The sequence below is a fragment of the Mesorhizobium robiniae genome, assembly GCF_040545535.1.
Lineage (GTDB): Bacteria > Pseudomonadota > Alphaproteobacteria > Rhizobiales > Rhizobiaceae > Mesorhizobium > Mesorhizobium robiniae.
Genome location: NZ_JBEPMC010000005.1, coordinates 315,405 through 332,640, shown reverse-complemented (window position 1 = coordinate 332,640; position 17,236 = coordinate 315,405). Strand labels below are relative to the sequence as shown.

The 17,236-nt window shown below is 63.2% G+C and carries 17 protein-coding genes; 7 read left to right on the top strand and 10 right to left on the bottom strand.

Going from position 1 to position 17,236, the window contains the following annotated elements:
- Positions 1-61 precede the first annotated feature (61 nt).
- The 3 genes from ABID19_RS16390 to ABID19_RS16380 all read left to right on the top strand — a co-directional run bounded on the left by ABID19_RS16390 (position 62) and on the right by ABID19_RS16380 (position 2,743).
- Entirely contained in the window at positions 62-1,123 is a 1,062-nt protein-coding gene (locus ABID19_RS16390) for an ABC transporter permease subunit (RefSeq protein ID WP_354492031.1), read from the top strand.
- Complete coding sequence (locus ABID19_RS16385; protein WP_354492030.1) at positions 1,116-1,871, top strand: ATP-binding cassette domain-containing protein; 756 nt, start codon at positions 1,116-1,118, stop codon at positions 1,869-1,871. The genes ABID19_RS16390 and ABID19_RS16385 overlap by 8 nt, the downstream gene beginning before the upstream one ends.
- 617 nt (positions 1,872-2,488) lie before the next feature.
- The gene (locus tag ABID19_RS16380) at positions 2,489-2,743 is read left to right on the top strand and encodes a DUF768 domain-containing protein (protein ID WP_352937201.1); all 255 of its coding nucleotides are present in this window, start codon (positions 2,489-2,491) and stop codon (positions 2,741-2,743) included.
- A gap of 84 nt (positions 2,744-2,827) precedes the next feature.
- Here ABID19_RS16380 and ABID19_RS16375 read toward each other — a convergent pair whose 3' ends face one another.
- From ABID19_RS16375 to ABID19_RS16365, 3 genes are all read right to left on the bottom strand, one after another.
- Positions 2,828-3,958, bottom strand: coding sequence for a DmpA family aminopeptidase (locus tag ABID19_RS16375; protein WP_354492029.1), 1,131 nt, complete (start codon positions 3,956-3,958; stop codon positions 2,828-2,830).
- Between the two features lie 23 nt (positions 3,959-3,981).
- Positions 3,982-5,547, bottom strand: a complete 1,566-nt coding sequence (gene xseA, locus ABID19_RS16370; protein WP_354492028.1) for an exodeoxyribonuclease VII large subunit — start codon at positions 5,545-5,547, stop codon at positions 3,982-3,984.
- 73 nt (positions 5,548-5,620) lie between these two features.
- The gene (locus ABID19_RS16365; RefSeq protein WP_352937204.1) at positions 5,621-6,577 is read right to left on the bottom strand and encodes a LysR substrate-binding domain-containing protein; all 957 of its coding nucleotides are present in this window, start codon (positions 6,575-6,577) and stop codon (positions 5,621-5,623) included.
- A 232-nt stretch (positions 6,578-6,809) separates the two neighbouring features.
- Between ABID19_RS16365 and ABID19_RS16360 the strand changes: the two genes are divergently transcribed.
- Positions 6,810-7,100 (top strand): DUF1127 domain-containing protein, encoded by a 291-nt coding sequence (locus ABID19_RS16360; protein ID WP_352937205.1) that lies wholly within the window; start codon positions 6,810-6,812, stop codon positions 7,098-7,100.
- 144 nt (positions 7,101-7,244) lie between these two features.
- On the opposite strand, the gene ABID19_RS16355 is transcribed toward ABID19_RS16360, so the two are convergent.
- The 4 genes from ABID19_RS16355 to ABID19_RS16340 form a co-directional block, all read right to left on the bottom strand.
- The gene (locus tag ABID19_RS16355; protein WP_354492027.1) at positions 7,245-8,336 is read right to left on the bottom strand and encodes a DUF937 domain-containing protein; all 1,092 of its coding nucleotides are present in this window, start codon (positions 8,334-8,336) and stop codon (positions 7,245-7,247) included.
- A 101-nt stretch (positions 8,337-8,437) separates the two neighbouring features.
- Positions 8,438-9,811, bottom strand: coding sequence for a glutamate--cysteine ligase (locus ABID19_RS16350; RefSeq protein ID WP_354492026.1), 1,374 nt, complete (start codon positions 9,809-9,811; stop codon positions 8,438-8,440).
- A gap of 199 nt (positions 9,812-10,010) precedes the next feature.
- The gene (locus ABID19_RS16345) at positions 10,011-10,745 is read right to left on the bottom strand and encodes a 16S rRNA (uracil(1498)-N(3))-methyltransferase (RefSeq protein ID WP_354492025.1); all 735 of its coding nucleotides are present in this window, start codon (positions 10,743-10,745) and stop codon (positions 10,011-10,013) included.
- A gap of 31 nt (positions 10,746-10,776) precedes the next feature.
- Positions 10,777-11,424: a hypothetical protein gene (locus tag ABID19_RS16340; protein ID WP_354492024.1), complete on the bottom strand. Its 648-nt coding sequence runs from the start codon at positions 11,422-11,424 to the stop codon at positions 10,777-10,779.
- A gap of 87 nt (positions 11,425-11,511) precedes the next feature.
- Here ABID19_RS16340 and ABID19_RS16335 point away from each other — a divergent pair, with 87 nt between their 5' ends.
- Positions 11,512-12,210 (top strand): type 1 glutamine amidotransferase, encoded by a 699-nt coding sequence (locus ABID19_RS16335; protein ID WP_354492191.1) that lies wholly within the window; start codon positions 11,512-11,514, stop codon positions 12,208-12,210.
- A 268-nt stretch (positions 12,211-12,478) separates the two neighbouring features.
- Entirely contained in the window at positions 12,479-12,610 is a 132-nt protein-coding gene (locus ABID19_RS16330; RefSeq protein ID WP_352937229.1) for a hypothetical protein, read from the top strand.
- Between the two features lie 60 nt (positions 12,611-12,670).
- On the opposite strand, the gene ABID19_RS16325 is transcribed toward ABID19_RS16330, so the two are convergent.
- The 3 genes from ABID19_RS16325 to ABID19_RS16315 are packed head-to-tail and all read right to left on the bottom strand — an operon-like array spanning position 12,671 to position 15,476.
- On the bottom strand, positions 12,671-13,444 hold the full coding sequence (locus tag ABID19_RS16325) for a metallophosphoesterase (protein ID WP_354492190.1): 774 nt from the start codon (positions 13,442-13,444) through the stop codon (positions 12,671-12,673).
- Positions 13,445-13,479: 35 nt separating this feature from the next.
- Positions 13,480-14,616 (bottom strand): alpha-hydroxy acid oxidase, encoded by a 1,137-nt coding sequence (locus tag ABID19_RS16320; RefSeq protein ID WP_292405417.1) that lies wholly within the window; start codon positions 14,614-14,616, stop codon positions 13,480-13,482.
- A gap of 56 nt (positions 14,617-14,672) precedes the next feature.
- The gene (locus ABID19_RS16315) at positions 14,673-15,476 is read right to left on the bottom strand and encodes a FadR/GntR family transcriptional regulator (protein ID WP_352937215.1); all 804 of its coding nucleotides are present in this window, start codon (positions 15,474-15,476) and stop codon (positions 14,673-14,675) included.
- Between the two features lie 261 nt (positions 15,477-15,737).
- Between ABID19_RS16315 and ABID19_RS16310 the strand changes: the two genes are divergently transcribed.
- The gene (locus tag ABID19_RS16310; RefSeq protein ID WP_354492023.1) at positions 15,738-17,234 is read left to right on the top strand and encodes an FAD-linked oxidase C-terminal domain-containing protein; all 1,497 of its coding nucleotides are present in this window, start codon (positions 15,738-15,740) and stop codon (positions 17,232-17,234) included.
- The last annotated feature ends 2 nt before the right edge of the window (positions 17,235-17,236 follow it).

Here is a 17,236-nt window from a genome sequence, read left to right as displayed (position 1 = left end):
GAGATCTGCGCCGGGTCTCTGGGACCCTGTTGACGGAGGCCGCGCCGCGGATCGGATATCAATGACCTCAACATCACCAATCGAGCAAAGCGAACCCCATGTCGCTCCACAGGCTGACCATGGTGATCCAGCCAGGACCTGGCTCGGACGCATCGCCGATGGGCGGGCCTGGCTGTTTCTCGCCGGCCTGATCATCTGTTTCGAGGTTTGGTCGAGGCTCTCCTTCGGCGCGACCTTCATGCTCAATCCGTTCAACCTGCAGTCTATTGCGATATTCGCCGTGGCGCCGCTGCTGCTTGCGACCGGACAGACATTCGTCATCATTTCGGGAGGCATCGACCTCTCGCTCGGCTTTATCATGGGCCTTGCGGCTGTTGTCGCGGCCCATGCCACGAATCTGGCCGGCGTCGCGATGCCGCTGCCACTGGCCATGATGTTGGGCATTCTGGCGGCCGTGATCGTCGCAGGCGTGCCTGGCGTCATCAACGGCTTGCTGATCTCGCGCCTGAGAGTTCCGCCTTTTATCGGCACGCTTGGCATGTTCGGCGTTGCGCGCGGCGTTGCTTACCTGCTGGCCGGCGGCACGACGGTGCCGGTCCAGAATTCCTGGTTCGCGCTGCTCGGCAACGGCAGGTTCTACGGCGTGCCTTATCTCGTCATCATCGCCGCCGTTTTCGTCGTCGTGATGCACTATATCCTGAGCCAGACCCGGTTCGGCCAGCACAACTACGCTATCGGCGCAAATGTGCAGGCGGCGCGTCGTGCCGGCATCGACATCAGGGGCCATACCTTGCGTCTTTATGTGCTTTCGGCGATGTGCGCAGGTCTCGGTGGCGCGCTCTATGCAGCGCGCTTTGCCGCGGGCGCGGCCCAGGCCGGCGAGCCGTTGCTGCTCGACAGCGTCGCAGCCGTCGTGATCGGTGGCGCCAGCCTGTTCGGCGGATCCGGCACCATCTTCGGGACGGTTGCCGGCGCGCTGGTGATCGCGGTCATTCAGTACGGGCTGGTTTTCGTCAATGTCGAGCCGTTCTGGCAATTCATCGCCGTCGGCTTCGTCATCATCATTTCCGTTCTCATCGACCAGGCGCAGCGCCGGTTCAGTGGAGCCCGTCAGGATGAATAGCCCAGCCCAGACCGCCCCCCTTCTGGAAGTCCGGAACCTTTCCAAGCACTTCGGCGCCGTCCGGGCGCTCAACGATTTCTCCATGGTTGTGCGGCCCGGCGAAGTGGTGGCCCTGGCGGGCGACAACGGCGCCGGCAAGACGACGCTGATCAAGGCGATATCGGGCGTCTTTCAGCCGACGGGCGGTGAAATTCTGCTGAGGGGGCAGCCGGTGACATTCGCGACGCCGCATGAGGCGCGCGACAAAGGCATCGAAACCATCTATCAGGATCTCGCGCTCGCCGACAATTTGTCTATCGGCGCCAATATCTTCCTCGGCCGTGAGCCCATGCGCAAGGCCTTCGGCTTTTTGCCGGTGCTCGATCGCAAGGCCATGGCGGTTGCCGCCAAGAAGACGATGGGCCGGCTGGATTTCCATGTCAGCCGGCTCGACGCCCCGGTCAGCAATTTCTCGGGCGGCCAACGGCAGGCCGTCGCCATCGGCCGGGCCGTTTATTGGGACGCGCAAATCCTGATCATGGACGAACCAACCGCGGCCCTCGGCGTACCCGAACAGCGCAAGGTCATTTCGCTCATCCACCAGCTCAAGGCGCAAGGGCGGGGCGTGATCTTCATCTCGCATAATCTGCAGGATATTTTCGCCGTTTCCGACCGCATCGTCGTGCTGCGCCGGGGCGTTCAGGCCGGCGAGCGCAAGATTTCGGAAACCAATCATGACGAAGTCGTCAAGCTCATGGTTGGTGGATAGGCCGAACTTTTCGACTGCTGAAACAACCACTTCTCTAGGCTAACATGCGTCGCCGTATCGCGGCCTGCACGGCGCCAGAACCCGTCAGGACAGCCAGGTCGCCGGCACAGCCACCGCGCTTGGCCGCTACGCAGCATCGCAATGCGCTCGGTCGATTTTCGGCGAAATATGCTCGCTCCCGATGACGGTAAGATGCCATCCAGCTATGCGCGACGTAGCGGGAAGAGGCAGGATGGCGAGCAGAGTCGACATTGCATGAGGATGTCACTATATAGCGGCGGCTTTGGCCCGCGTACCTAGGGTCGCGCGGCGAATGGCGTCACATATTATGACACCTGTAGTGATGGCAATCGGCTGGAATACCGAAAAAAAGCAAGTAGAAACAATGGCGCGTTCCGGGACATGATCCCAGCATACGGTGCCGGTCTCCTCAAGAAAACAGAATCCCTCAAGAATTAGAATGTGCTCCTTGAACCTTCGATTTCCTTCAGCTCTGTGGAGCTTGGACAAGATCGGCTTGCCGGGTGACGACGACTCGGTTGGAATGGGGCGTGCATCTTTTCCGGGATGCTGGCGTTTATGATTACCAACCGGCGCAGCCGCCAGGGAATAGCAGTATGAGTGAACACGCGATCGAGTTCTTGCAGGAGTGGATCGGCGAAAAGGTCCACTGCCACGCCTCGCCGGACAGGATCGAGAAGCAGGCCGAGACCCTCGCCAGGGAATGCGCCGCCAAGGCGGCTGAGGCCGGCATACCGCTGGAGGACATCCAGGAAGAGGTTGGCGATATCAAGGAGCTTATAGCGTCGAGGCTGGAAGAAGCGGCCGAGGCCGGTGAGGAAGAAAAGAATTCGGAAAAGCCAGCCGAGTGATATGCCGATCCGGCGAAAGGCCGGGCATCTATTGACCCGGCTCAACTTGCAAGACCTGCACCCCGCGTGCGAGCGCCAGGCAGTTTACATCCCCTGACTTGCACCGAATCGGCCCTCGAGCCATGCCTTCGGCAGCGCCGGCACAAAATTGCCGTCCCGCCCGGTCATGTCGTCATTGGCGACCAGCGCATTGAGGATTGCCTCCTCCACACTCCCGATCACCGCGTCGAAGAATGGATCGATATCGCTATCGGGGATGAAATCGGCGTTGGCGATGCGGCCTGACGGCGCCAGTGCCGCCTCGGGGTTGGCGGTCGAAAAGCCCAGAAAAATATCGCCCGAGCTGTGATAGCCGAAGCCGCCGGTCATGGCGACACCGAGCGGCACCCGGCGGACCAGCCGCTTCATCTGATGCGGCAGGAATGGCGCATCGGTGGCGACGATCCCGATGATAGAGCCCTTTTCGGCGCGTGGCATGCCTTCCCGGATCGCCGGTTCCACGAGGTCTGGTCCGGCGTGCAGGCCGCGAATGGTAAAATTGCTCCGCTTGCCGAAATTCGCCTGCACGAACGCGCCGACCGTGTAGCGCCGGCCGTGCCATTCGACGACGCGCGATGCCGTGCCGGAGCCTGCCTTGAAACCGAAGGCGATCATGCCGGTGCCGCCGCCGACGCTGCCTTCCTCGATCGGCCCATTGGTCGCGCCGTCGAGTGCCGCGGCAACATGCTCGAATGTGAGATGGTGGCCGTTGATGTCGTTCAGGAAGCCGTCATAGGTTTCCGCCGCCACCGGCAGGCCCCAGGCGCTGTCGAGCGCGGCTGGCAGCACGCGCTGCATCCAGCGCAGCGTTCCGTCGCGTGAAACCCCGCAGGAATGCGTGTTGGTGATGGTGATCGGGAAATTGAAGGCGCCCGTTTCCTCGACGATGTGCGAGCCGGTCAATTCGCCATTGCCGTTCTGGCTGAAGATACCGGCAAAGACCGGTGTGGCCAGCTCGGCACGCGGTCTGGGCAGGATAGCGGTCACACCGGTGCGCACCGGGCCCTTGCCGACCACCAGCGCACCATCGCCGGAAATCAGCGTCGAATAACCGACCGCAACGCCAGGCACATCGGTGATGGCGTTGAAAGGTCCGGGGGCGCCGTCAAAACTTATGCCGAACGCCCTTGCGCGAGGCCTGCCGGACGGTGTCGTCTGGTGATGATTGTCGGTCATTGCCATTCAGAAGTCATGGGGATTCAGAACAAGGAGCCTTGATTGCCAGGCTCCTTGCCTTTGGCAACTGGCTTTACAGTTGCTTTCGGCCGTGCGGCACCGCTGGTCGCAACCGCATTGGCGGTTCCGTCGGCGAACTCCAGCGAAAGCGCCATCCCCGACGCCACGTCAGCCGCCTGCTTGATCACCGTACCGTCGGCGTCTTTCACCAAGGCAAAACCCCGCGCCAGCACCGCCTTGTGCGACAGCGTCGCCAGCAGCCGGTCGGCCTGCGTCAGTTTCCCGCGCAACCGTTCGATTCGCACCGAAATCACCCGGTCCTGCCGCCGTGACAAAGCAGCCAAAGTATCGGCCTGCAATTTCTGCCGCCTTGCAATCGGCGCGGGGGACAGCCTTGCAGCGGTACGCGAAAACCGTGTTCGCCGCTCGCGCACGATGGCGAAGAACGCCGCTTGCGCGCGGGCGAGGTCGCGGCCGGCCAGCGTGCGGGCCTCGTTCATGCGTCGCGACAGCGTCGCCGGTGTCAGTCGCTGCGCCTGAAGCCTGGCTCGCTTGCGTTGGACGCTGACGGACAGCGCCCGGCCAAGCCGGCTCGTCGCCTCGTCGAAACGCCGGCGCGGCAGCGCCAGCAATTGGTCGGGCGAGGGCAGCGCACGGGCGGCGGCACGGACCGCCTGGCGCTTGCGCTCGAAATTACGCGATGCCGCAGCCTTGAGCCGCGCGCCAAGACCGGCAAGCGTCACTTCTAGGTCGGCCCGCACGGGCACCGCGATTTCGGCGGCACCCGTCGGTGTCGGCGCCCGCACATCCGCCGCCAGGTCGATCAGCGTCCAGTCCGTTTCATGGCCGACGGCGGAGATCACTGGAATGCGTGAGGCGGCGACGGCACGAGCCAGCGCCTCGTCATTGAACCCCCAAAGATCCTCGAGGCTGCCGCCGCCACGCGCCACGATCAACAGGTCGGGCTGCGGGATAACACCATCCTGCGCCAGTGCGTTGAACCCGTTGACGGCGGCGGTCACTTCCGCGCCTGCCGTCTCGCCCTGCACCCGCACCGGCCACACAAGCACATGCAGCGGAAACCGGTCCTTGACGCGGTGGATGATGTCGCGAATGACGGAGCCTGTCGGCGAGGTGACGACGCCGATGACGCGCGGCATGAACGGCAGCAAGCGCTTGCGGTCGGCATCGAACAGGCCTTCGGCCTGCAGCCGGCGCTTGCGCTCTTCCAGCAGCGCCATCAGCGCCCCGGCGCCGGCCGGCTCCAGATTGTCGATGACGATCTGGTAGTTGGACTTTCCAGGATAGGTGGTGAGCTTACCGGTGGCGATCACCTCCATGCCCTCTTCGGGGCGGAATTTCAGCCGGCTCATCGTGGTCTTCCACACCACGGCATCGAGCCGCGCGCGGTCGTCCTTCAGGCAGAAATAGGCATGGCCCGAGGAATGCGGCCCGCGATAGCCGGAAATTTCGCCGCGCACCCGCACATTGCCGAAGACGTCCTCGACCGTGCGCTTCAGTGCGCCGGAAATCTCGCTCACCGTGTATTCGGTGGCATTGGTGCGTGATTCGGATACTGCGTCGCTCATTGGCCGATTGGGGGGCGGTTGTGCGTCCGCGTCAAGACGGCTGTGTCCGGTGCCTGCCCAATTGCGGGCTCTTTCACCAGCCCGGCAGGATCTGGTTCGGCTTGGTTCGCTTCATCTTCGAAAAGGCGAGCGCTGCAAAGTCGAAGGTCCCCGTCTCTTCGCCGAGCGGCACGGAAATATTGTCGAGGCTTTCCGAAATGTGACGGGCAAGCGCCTCGACGATCTCCGGTCGCGACGTCTGGCCGCGCATGATGCCGATGCGGCAATCGGGCAGGGGGCCGAATCCGTCGGCGTCGCCCAGAACCCTCATCCCGGGCCGCAGAGCACATTCCGGCAGCACCGAGATTGCCAGGCCGGAAAGCACCGCGGCGGTGATGACGGTTGCCGAGAAGCTGGTGAACAGGATGCGGTAGTCACGGTTCTGCCGGTCGAGCACGTCGACGGCAGCCCGCCGCCAGATGCAGTTCGGCCGGCCGAAAGCCATCGGCAACGTGTCCTGCTCATGCGTCGCGTGGTTGGCCGAAGTGACCCACAGCAGCGGTTCGCGCCGCACCACTTCCGACTGGCCGTGCGCGTCATTGTGCGTCACCAGCGCCAGATCGAGATTGCCGCGCTTGATATGGTCGACCAGCCCCGGCGTCGGCTCGCAGATCACGGTCAGCTCGACACGCGGATTGGAACGGGCGAAGCGGGCCATGATCTCGGGCAGGAAGCGATCGGCATAGTCGTCCGGCGTGCCGATGCGGATCGTGCCTTCGAGCCGCCGGTCGTCGAACGCAGCCAGCGTTTCCCGATTGAGGAACAGCAGCCGCCTTGCATAGGACAGCAGCCTGTCGCCATCCTCGGTCAGCTTGTTGGTGCGCCCGTCCTTCTCGAACAGCGGCTTGCCGACCCGTTCCTCCAGCCGGCGCATCTGCATGGACACCGCCGACTGCGTCCGATGCACCTCTTCCGCCGCGCGGGTAAAGCTGCCGGTGTCGACGATCGAGACAAAGGTCTGCAACTGATCGAGATCGAGTGGCGCTTTCATCGGTCCAATCCATCATTAGTGTTGATGCTAAAGATTAGAAACATTCGTTGGATTAATCAATCAAGCGGTGGCAGATTCGGCATTGTCCACATCAAGGCAGTGCATGTCGCCTAAGTGGTCACCGTTTTTGGGACGACGACGTGCATCTTCTACGTGGATTGGGACCGGAACGGCCGCTGGTGCCAGCGCCGATCGCCCCGCTTCGTCCGTTCAAAATTTGAAGGAGGCTGATATGGCTACGTTCGACTTCGCCACCGAGACTTCGCGCATCACGTCGCGTCCGGCTATTGCGACGCGCGCGGCCAACGCCATTTCCAACGTCTACCGCGCTTGGAAAAACCGCCGCGCCTTCTATCGCCTCGGCGAAATGTCGGACTCCGAACTCGCCGACATCGGCTTGACGCGCGCCGATCTCCACGTCGCCATTGAGGTACCGTTTGGCCGCGATCCAACCGAGAGGCTTCGCGTCATCGCGACCGATCGCGCGGACACGATCGAGGATCTTGCCCGCAAGGTGGCCTGATCGCGTTCCGTTTGCTGCCCAGGATTTCGCAGGCTCCCACTCCCTGCCGGTTCCCCGCCGGCTCGCCTGCACACTGCCCGGTTCTCACAAGGACCGGGCATTTTCTTTGGGCGCTGAAGATCAGGTGTCGGCGACCTCGTCAGTTTACCGCCGACCCATTCCTTGCTTGAACTGGTCGAAGATCGACTCCATGCCCTTCTGGTAGTCGTCGCGCTGCTGCGCACCCGTTTCGAACATCTTGCCGAACAGATCGTCGAATGGATTGCTTGGCCTGCCGCTCGGATTGGGCGCGGGCTGCGGTGCCTGGCGCTGTTGCGGCGCCGGTTGCCCGCCAGCCATGCCGCCCCCTTGGCCGCCGCCGAACATGTCCTGCAGCACCTTGCCGAGCGGATTGTCGCCCATCGGGTTCTGCGTCTGCTGGGGCTGGCGCTGCGGCTGCTGCGCGCCACCGCCGAACATGTCCTGCAGCACCTTGCCGAGCGGATTGTCGCCCATTGGATTCTGCGTCTGCTGGGGCTGGCGCTGCGGCTGCTGCGCACCACCGCCGAACATGTCCTGCAGCACCTTGCCGAGCGGATTGTCGCCCATCGGGTTCTGTGTCTGCTGTGGCTGGCTTTGCGGCTGCTGGCCACCGCCGCCGAATATGTCCTGCAGCACCTTGCCAAGCGAATTGTCAGCTGGGTCTGCAGGCTGCGGCGCCTGGCGTTGCTGTGGTGCCGGCGGCTGGCCGCCGCCGCCCGCTTGCCGCATCATCTGCTCGATCAGCTCGCCGAGTGGATTGCCGCTGCCGCCGAAGCCGCCGGCCGCCTGCATCTGGTTGTTGGTCTGCTTGAACAATCCGCCCATCACCATCGAAGCGACGGCCGGCAGCATCTGCTGCAAGACCTGCTGGCTGACGCCGCTTGCCTGCGCAGCCTGGCCGGCAACGGCGCGAGACAGATCTTTCGAGCCGAACAGATGCCCAAGAATGCCGTTGCCTTCATCGACGCCCTGCGGCGAGAAAGCCCGGCTTGCGTCCTCGAAATATTTGGCGTGCTGGCCGCTGGCCATTGCCGTCATGAACGAGCCGAGCCCGTAAGGGTCGGAGGTGTTACGCTTCAGCCCCTGCGAAAAGGCCGGCAGCAGCGCCTCGACCGCCGATTGCGTTTGCTGCTGCGAAAGCCCGAACTGTTGGGCCAGCGCCTGTATGCCGTTGCCGTTCTGAGCCTGTGCCAGAATGTCGAACAAGGAAGGCATTGGTTTTCTCCTCGGGAAAATCCTAGGGAGAGAAACTAATCCGTTTCCATCATTGATTGAAGCGGCTTTCTTGAGCTATCGGCCAAGCGGATAGCGAACAGTTAATACGCATACTCCATGAACACCGGCTCGATCGAACCGCCCCAGCGCGTATGATAGGCCGAGAGCAGCTCTTCGGCGCTGGTGGTACCGCGCGCGACGACTTCGTCCAGCGTGCTGAGGAACGAAGTTTCGTCGTAGCCGTCGCGGTTCTTGCGGCCGCGGTTCTTCAGCCCCATGCGCGAGATGACCAGCACGTCGCGGGCGATCTCGCGCAGTGTCGTGTTGCGGAACGGCGCCGAAATACCTTGCGCCGGCACGGCGTTGCGCATCGCCAGCACTTCTTCATAGTTCCAGCTCGAGGTCAGCGCCGCGGCCGCGTCGAGCGCCGCCGCGTCATAGAGCAGCCCGACCCAGAAGGCCGGCAACGCGCAGATGCGCCGCCACGGTCCGCCATCGGCGCCGCGCATTTCAAGGAAACGCTTCAAGCGCACGTCGGGAAACAGCGTCGACAGATGGTTCGCCCAATCGCCCATCGTCGGCAGCCCGTCGGGTATCTCCTTGCGGGCGGCACCTGCCATGAACTGGCGGAAGGTGACGTGCGTCATGTCGTGGTACTGGCCGTCGCGGATGACGAAGTACATCGGCACGTCGAGCGCCCATTCGACATAGTCGGCGAAGCCGAAATCGGGCGAGAAGCAGAATTCGAGCAGGCCCGAGCGCTGGTTGTCGGTGTCGCGCCAGATGTCGCCGCGCCAGCTCTGAAATCCGTTGGGCCGGCCCTCGGTGAAGGGCGAGTTGGCGAACAGCGCCGTCGACAGCGGCTGCAGCTTCAGCGACACCTGCATCTTGCGGCGCATGTCGGCCTCGCTCTCGAAGTCGAGATTCACCTGGATGGTGCAGGTGCGGTACATCATGTCGAGGCCCTTGGTGCCGACCTTGGGCATGTAGCGCGTCATGATCTCGTAGCGCGATTTCGGCATTTTCGGGGTCTCGGCCAGTGACCATTTCGGGCTGCCGCCGAGGCCGAGGAAGCGGATGCCCATAGGCTCGGCGATCTCGCGCACCTGCGCCAGATGCGCATTGCCCTCGCGGCAGGTCTGGTGGATCGTCTCCAGCGGTGCGCCAGACAGCTCGAACTGGCCGCCGGGTTCCAGCGAAATCGCGCCCTGGCCGGTCGGCTCGACCAGGCCGATGATGCGGCCGTCGTCGATGATCGGATCCCAGCCGAGTTTTTCCTGCATGCCTTCGAGAATGGCGCGGATGCCGTGCTCGCCGCCATAGGGCACCGGCGCATTGCCGTCGATATAGAACGGGAATTTCTCGTGTTCGGTGCCGATGCGCCATTTGTCGCGCGGCTTGTTGCCTTCGGCCAGATGCTCGACAAGCTCGTCGACGCCTTCAATGGGCCGGAAATCGGTTGTGTCGCGCGCCATCAAAAGCCCTCCGACGCATTGACTCCGAAATCGGTCGATTTCGCTGGGATCATGCGCCAACCAAAGTGCTACAACGTCCTATGCGCGCCCGAAAGGACGCGCGGCGCTGCAGGCGGCCAGACGACCGCCGGCGCTAGATGACGAAATGTCAGTAGCCGATCAAGCGAAAAATCCTGAGCCACAGGTCAAGTGGAATTGATCACCAGTCCCCGACCGTCGCCTGCATCACCGCAAGTGCCGCCACCGCAGCCGTATCGGCGCGCAGAATGCGCGGACCAAGCGGAATCGCCGTGACGAAGGGCAGCGCCCTCAGCAGCCTTCGTTCCTCGTCGGAAAACCCACCCTCCGGCCCGACCAGCAGCCCGAACTTCTTCTCCCGCAACGCTTGCAGCGCAGGCAGGGGATTGTTGGTCGAGGCATCCTCGTCGCAGAAGATCAACCGCCGTTCCTTGTCCCAGCCTGCCAGCAGGCGTTCGAATTTTTCCGCTTCGCGCACCTCCGGCACCGCCAGGATACCGCATTGTTCGGCTGCCTCGACGACATTGGCGCGCAGGCGTTCTATGCCAGGCTTTGTCACTTGCGTGTGCTGGGTGACGACCGGCTGCAGGACGCCGGCGCCCATCTCGACCGCCTTCTGCACCAGATAGTCGAGCCGCCCCTGCTTTATCGGCGCAAAACAGTAGACGAGATCGGGCAGCGGCGGCTGCGGCCGCTGCAAGGTGAGCACCTTCAGGCGTACCGCTTTCTTGGATTTGGCGGCGATTGCCGCTAACCATTCGCCGTCGCGGCCGTTGAACAACAGGACTTCGGCGCCTTCGCCCAGCCGCAGCACATGCATCAAATAGTGGCCCTGCTGCGGGCTCGCCTCAAACTCGATATCCGGTCCGAGGTCGTCCGGCACGAACAGCCGCTGCATCTTGTAATTGGCGCGCATCGCCGAGGAATGGGCGAGCCGGCTCCTGGCGTCAAGTCTCGGCCGAGGGATGCCAGACGGGTTCGTAGCCTTGCCTCAGCACGGACACGGTGGTTGCCGGCGTGAGCAGGCGGATTGGACGGTTGGCAAAGCCGCCGAATCCCACCGGATGGCTATAGCCTGCGAACGACCAGCGCAGTGCCTTGCCGCTGCGCAATGCATGAGCGTTGCCGCCGTCCGCGACCATAGCGCCGTCCGGCAGCCCGGCAAGCTCTTCTGCGGATACGACCGGTGCCCGCCCGCCTGCCGCGAGCCGCTCCTTATGCAGTCGCTTGTCGACCTGCGGTGCGCGCGGCTCGGCAATGCCGAAGGATACGCCGAAGCGCTGGACGAAATCCTTGGCCCGCTCGCGCCGGCAGAAGAAGCAGGGCCGATGCCCGGCCGAGAGCGCCGTCACCTCGTCCAGGAAAAACAATTCGGTCCAGCCGGGTTTTCCTCCTGGCCGATTTCGGCCCATCGGCTCGCGCTGCGCATCGCGGAATTCGCACACGCAGATGATCCAGGCATGCAGCGCCCAGCGCTTTTTCAGCAGCGTCTTCGTTTCGGGATCATGGATGATGCCGCGATTGCCCATGAACAGGCCGCGTTCCGGCACGGCGTGGATGACGCCGAACGGGTCTACCCGGTTCTGCAGTGGCATAGCTTTCTCCCCGAATACGCATCTTGGCTGGAATGACGGCGGCATGATATCGCTCGTCGCATCTTTTTCATGTCAGCAGGTTTTTCTATGCGGGTGCTGGTGGTCCAGAACTACGACAAAACGGGCCTTGGCCAGGTCGGCGCAGCGCTTGCTGAAGCCGGCGCCGATCTCGATCTGCGCCGACCCTATCAAGGCGATGCCCTGCCGGAAGATGCTGCCGGGCACGACGCCTTGGTGGTGCTTGGCGGTGGCCAGAACGCGCTGGCCGACGACGACTATCCCTATTTCCCCGCCTTGCTCGAACTGACCCGCGATTTCGCCGACAGGGACCGCGCCGTGCTCGGCATCTGTCTCGGCAGTCAGCTGGTCGCCCGCGCCTTTGGCGGCGAGAACCGGATCGGCACTGCCAACGAATTCGGCTGGTGCGGCGTATCGCTGACGCCGGCGGCCAAGGCCGATCCGGTGCTCGGCGCGCTGCCCGAGAAATTTCCCATCTTCGAATGGCACGACGACACCTTTGTGCTGCCTGAAAAGGCCGTGCGGCTCGCCGGCAACGATGTCGCCGAGAACCAGGCGTTTCGCATCGGTCGCGCCGTCTATGGCTTTCAGTTCCATTTCGAGGCCGACCGTCCGATGGTCCGCGACTGGAGCAAGTCCTTCGCCCCGCTCATAGCCCAGCGGCACCCCGACTGGAGCGATCGGCTCGACGATGAAATCGCCCGCAACGGACCGGATGCCGATGCCGCCGGGCTGGCCATCGCCCGCGCCTGGGTGGCGGCAATCTGACGCCTGTCAGGACCGACGTTGCATATTTGGCACGCCGGCAAAAATCCGCTGTGGACAGTTTCTTTCGTCCTTGGCTTGTGGCCGCCCGCCACCCTAGAAGGCACGCGCTCTGCATCGTCCGTGCAACGCGATGAACCCTTCGGATCACTCGCGCGACACATCGCCGATACAGAATATCCCTAGAAGCGCGAAATCGTGTTTTCCGTTTCAACCCCTTGGTAACCCGGCTCGTGCACAGATACAGAAAGCTCAACAAGAGATGACGTCCGTGAAAGCAGCGCTTCTGTCCTTTGTCATGTTGTCGGCCATCGTGTTGTGCGGCCTCGGCACCTATGCCGGCGACGCAGCCAACAATCACAACGCCATCGACGGCTATGGCGTCACCACTGCGCTTCGCTAATGCCGAGGGTGCGCGGCGGTTTTTGGGATAAACAAATAAAGACTTGAAGCGCGACGCGCTTTAAGCCCTCTCACCTGACACCACCAGGATACGCTTGTCGGCGCCGTCCACGACGAGCGCGGTAAGGTTCCCCGTCTGGTAGGCGAGCGTGTCGATGTTGACCCGGTTTACCATCACCTCCGCCTCCGGCACCGGCGTGTGGCCGTGCACCACGATCTTCGGATGGAGGCCCGCATGGTTGTGGAAAACGTCGCGGATCCAGATCAGGTCCTGCGTGGTCTGACTTTCCAGCGCAATGCCCGGCCGGATGCCGGCATGGCAGAAGAAGAAGTCGCCGAACGTCAATGAAAACGGCAGCGACTGCAGGAAGTCGACATGGCTTTTCGGCACGGCCTCGACAAGTGCTGCATGGCCTTGCCGCAGTGCTGCCTCGGACCTGCCAAACCATGCACCGCCGCCTTCATTGAGCGCCACGCCGTAGGATTGCGCAGTCTGGATGCCGCCATAGCGCATGAAAAGCCCGTCAGCATCCGGTGTGTCGAGAAAGTCGAGGAAGCCGATGTCGTGATTGCCGGCGAGCATCAGGTGGCGCGGGTCGCGTTTTTGCGCTTCGATCAGGAAATCGAGGACCCCCTTGGAATCCGGGCCGCGGTCGACATAGTCGCCGAGATGGATGACACGCCAGTCGGCCGGCCGTGCCTGGCGGATCTCGGCCGCAATCCGGTGGTACATGGCGGCAAGCAGGTCGAGCCGGCCATGCACGTCGCCGACCGCATAAAGGCGGATGCCTTCCGGTCCGCGCGCGTCGAGAAAGTGGATGCCGGGGGCGGTCAATGCTTGCATCTCTGTGATCATGCCGTCACGGGAGTCTAACGTCGAAGCTGATCCTTGCCCATGTCGGTTACCAAACGCTTTCCGCACAGCGCCAGCGTTATGTCCATCTCCTTGCGGATGATCTCCAAGGCTTTTGTCACGCCTTCCTTACCGAGCGCGCCCAAGCCGTAAAGGAAAGGCCGGCCGATATAGGTGCCCTTGGCACCGAGGCAAAGCGCTTTCAGCACATCCTGGCCCGAGCGGATGCCGCCATCCATATGGACCTCGATCGTGTCGCCGACCGCGTCGGCGATCTCTTCGAGCACTCCGATCGACGACGACGCACCATCGAGCTGGCGTCCGCCATGATTGGAGACGATGATCGCGTCGGCGCCGGTCTTGGCCGCCATCAGCGCGTCTTCCTTGTCGAGGATGCCCTTCAGGATCAGCTTGCCGCCCCAGCGCTCCTTGATCCAGGCAACGTCCTTCCACGACAGATGCGGGTCGAATTGCTCCGTCGTCCATGACGACAGCGAGGTGAGGTCGCCGACGCCCTTGGCGTGGCCAACGATGTTGCGGAAGGTTCGGCGCTTGGTGCCTGCCATGCCAATGCACCAGCCCGGCCGGGTCGCCACCTGCCACATGTGCTTCGGCGTGAAACGCGGCGGCGCCGAAAGCCCGTTGCGGATATCCTTGTGACGCTGGCCGAGAATCTGCAGATCGAGCGTCAGTACCAGCGCCGAGCATTTCGCTGCCTTCGCCCTGTCGATCAGGTCGAGGACGAAATCCTTGTCGCGCAGCACGTAGAGCTGGAACCAGAACGGCTTCTTGGTCACCGATGCGACATCCTCTATCGAACAGATGCTCATCGTCGACAGCGTGAACGGCACGCCGAATTCCTCCGCCGCCTGCGCTGCCAGCATCTCGCCGTCGGGGTGCTGCATGCCGGTCATGCCGGTCGGCGCCAGCGCCACCGGCATCGCCACCTTCTCGCCGATCATGGTCGATTCCAGCGAACGGTTGCTCATGTCGACCAGCACGCGTTGGCGGAATTTGATCTTTTGGAAATCCTCCTCGTTGGCCCGGTAGGTGCTTTCGGTCCATCCACCTGAATCGGCATAGTCGAAGAACATCTTCGGCACGCGGCGGCGCGCCAGGTCCTTGAGATCGGCGATGGTGAGGATCATGCTCATGGGCTTCCCGCTGGTTCTTCGCTAATTCGGCGTTGTTGATTTTTTCTTGCCGGCGCTCAAGAGCGCTTCTTTGCCGGCTCGCTGTCGCCGGCTTCGGAGCGCTGCATGAGCCTCAGGCGCGACACGCGCTGCCAGTCGCCGCTGCGCTCGGCCTCGGTCATGGCGCGTTCGACATGGGTGATGTGGTCCATGGCCGCCTGTCTTGCAGCCGCCGGGTCGCCGGCTTTCACCGCTGCGTAGATCGCCCGGTGTTGCGAAAGCAGCGCCTCGCGCGCGCCCGGCACGTTGAACACCAAAAGCCGGTTCTGGAACACGCCCTCCGACAGCAGCCGGTAGCACGAGCGCAGCGTATGCAAGAGGATGATGTTGTGCGCACATTCGCAGATCGCGTGGTGGAACTCGACGTCGATTTCCGCCTCGTCGTCGAAGTTGCCGGTCCGGTGCGCCTCATCCATGCGCGCCATGATGCGGTCGAGCAGCGCCAGGTCGTCGGATGTGGCGCGCCGCGCCGCGTACTCGGCCGCTACCGCTTCGATCTCGCGGCGGTATTCCAGATAGTCGGTTGCCGCTTTGCGGTGCATCGAGATCAGGTCCGTCACCGGCTTGGTGAACAGCTGGCCGATGACGTCGGCGACATGGGTGCCGCCGCCGGGCCGTGTCGTCAGCAACCCGCGACCCTCCAGCACCTTCAGCGCATCGCGCAGGATCGGCCGCGATACTTCGAACCGACGCGCCAGCTCGCGTTCGCCCGGCAGCTTGTCGCCGGTGCGCAGGACGCCTTCGAGAATCAGGTTCTCGATCTGCTGCACCACCTCGTCGGCGGTGCGGGAATGCTCGATCCTGGAGAATATGTCGCTCAACGGGAATGCCTGGGGTTGAACCGGTGTCGCGCAGGATAAAGCCAGTGTCGTTGAGCGGTCAAATTATTTATCCAATTGGTTCGCCGGGCAGGTTGCGCTGCGGCGGACATCGTCTTCGGCTAATTTCTTGTTTGCGACTGAACATTGCCGACATGGAAGATTGCCAGGCCGTCGGTTCCCGATTTTCGGCCAAGTGGGGGTTTGCAACAAGCACAAGTCGCTGGTAAAACATTTTTACCACTCAACCGAAGGAGGCTGTGAATGTCCGGCCTGCTGATGCCGAAGCCAGATGACGCCACGATGCGCCGGCGCGACGAGATCGTCGCCGATATGCGCATCATCGTGCCCGGCGAAGGCGTCGTCGACGCCGCCAATTCGATGCGTGCGTTCGAGAGCGACGGCCTCACCGCCTATCGGCAATTGCCGCTGGTCGTGGTGCTGCCCGAAACGGTGGCGCAGGTTTCCCGCGTGCTGAAATATTGCAACGACCGCAACATCCGCGTCGTGCCGCGTGGTTCCGGCACCTCGCTGTCCGGCGGCGCGCTGCCGCTCGAAGATGCCGTGCTGCTTGTGATGAGCCGCTTCAACCGCATCCTCGAGATCGATTTTCCAAACCGCATCGTCGTCGCCCAGCCGGGCGTCACCAATCTCGGCATCACCACCGCCGTCGAGCAGGAGGGCTTTTATTACGCCCCCGATCCATCCTCCCAGATCGCCTGCTCGATAGGTGGCAATGTCGCGGAGAATTCCGGCGGCGTACATTGCCTGAAATACGGTCTTACCGCCAACAATGTGCTCGGCATCGAGATGGTGCTGATGAACGGCGAGGTGGTGCGGCTCGGCGGCAAGCACCTCGACGCGGAAGGCTACGACCTGCTCGGCGTCATGACCGGTTCCGAAGGGCTTCTTGGCGTCGTCACCGAAGTCACCGTGCGGATCCTGAAGAAGCCGGAGACGGCGCGGGCGCTTCTGATCGGCTTTCCGACCAGCGAGCAGGGCGGCCAGTGCGTCGCCGACATCATCGGCGCCGGCATCATCCCTGGTGGCATGGAGATGATGGACCGCCCGGCGATCCACGCCGCCGAGGATTTCGTCCATGCCGGTTACCCCCTGGACGTCGAGGCGCTGCTGATCGTCGAGCTCGATGGGCCCGGCGTCGAGGTCGATCATTTGATCGGCCTTGTCGAAGCCATCGCCTATAGGAACGGCTCGACCACATGCCGCATCTCGCAGTCGGAGCAGGAACGGCTGAGCTTCTGGGCCGGCCGCAAGGCAGCCTTCCCGGCGGTCGGCCGCATCTCACCCGACTATTACTGCATGGACGGCACCATCCCGCGCAAGGAACTGCCGCGCGTGCTCGCCGGCATGCGCGAGCTCTCCGAGAAATACGGGCTCGGCGTCGCCAATGTCTTCCATGCCGGCGACGGCAACCTGCATCCGCTCATCCTATATGACGCCAACATACCGGGCGAACTCGACAAGGCGGAAAGTTTTGGCGCCGACATCCTGCGGCTCTGCGTCAAGGTCGGCGGCGTGCTGACCGGCGAGCACGGGGTAGGGGTGGAGAAGCGCGACCTGATGCCGGAAATGTTCAACCAGATCGACCTCGACCAGCAAATGCGGGTCAAATGCGCTTTCGACCCCAACCATCTGCTCAATCCGGGCAAGGTGTTTCCGCAGTTGCGCCGCTGCGCCGAGCTCGGACGCATGCACGTACACCGCGGCCAGACGGCGTTTCCCGACATTCCGAGGTTTTGATG

Excerpts from the sequence above, each read along its gene's own strand:
- ABID19_RS16390 (WP_354492031.1), top strand. The coding sequence starts at position 62 with ATGACCTCAACATCACCAATCGAGCAAAGCGAACCCCATGTCGCTCCA.
- ABID19_RS16385 (WP_354492030.1), top strand. The coding sequence starts at position 1,116 with ATGAATAGCCCAGCCCAGACCGCCCCCCTTCTGGAAGTCCGGAACCTT.
- ABID19_RS16380 (WP_352937201.1), top strand. The coding sequence starts at position 2,489 with ATGAGTGAACACGCGATCGAGTTCTTGCAGGAGTGGATCGGCGAAAAG.
- ABID19_RS16375 (WP_354492029.1), bottom strand. The coding sequence starts at position 3,958 with ATGACCGACAATCATCACCAGACGACACCGTCCGGCAGGCCTCGCGCA.
- xseA (WP_354492028.1), bottom strand. The coding sequence starts at position 5,547 with ATGAGCGACGCAGTATCCGAATCACGCACCAATGCCACCGAATACACG.
- ABID19_RS16365 (WP_352937204.1), bottom strand. The coding sequence starts at position 6,577 with ATGAAAGCGCCACTCGATCTCGATCAGTTGCAGACCTTTGTCTCGATC.
- ABID19_RS16360 (WP_352937205.1), top strand. The coding sequence starts at position 6,810 with ATGGCTACGTTCGACTTCGCCACCGAGACTTCGCGCATCACGTCGCGT.
- ABID19_RS16355 (WP_354492027.1), bottom strand. The coding sequence starts at position 8,336 with ATGCCTTCCTTGTTCGACATTCTGGCACAGGCTCAGAACGGCAACGGC.
- ABID19_RS16350 (WP_354492026.1), bottom strand. The coding sequence starts at position 9,811 with ATGGCGCGCGACACAACCGATTTCCGGCCCATTGAAGGCGTCGACGAG.
- ABID19_RS16345 (WP_354492025.1), bottom strand. The coding sequence starts at position 10,745 with ATGCGCGCCAATTACAAGATGCAGCGGCTGTTCGTGCCGGACGACCTC.
- ABID19_RS16340 (WP_354492024.1), bottom strand. The coding sequence starts at position 11,424 with ATGCCACTGCAGAACCGGGTAGACCCGTTCGGCGTCATCCACGCCGTG.
- ABID19_RS16335 (WP_354492191.1), top strand. The coding sequence starts at position 11,512 with ATGCGGGTGCTGGTGGTCCAGAACTACGACAAAACGGGCCTTGGCCAG.
- ABID19_RS16320 (WP_292405417.1), bottom strand. The coding sequence starts at position 14,616 with ATGAGCATGATCCTCACCATCGCCGATCTCAAGGACCTGGCGCGCCGC.
- ABID19_RS16310 (WP_354492023.1), top strand. The coding sequence starts at position 15,738 with ATGTCCGGCCTGCTGATGCCGAAGCCAGATGACGCCACGATGCGCCGG.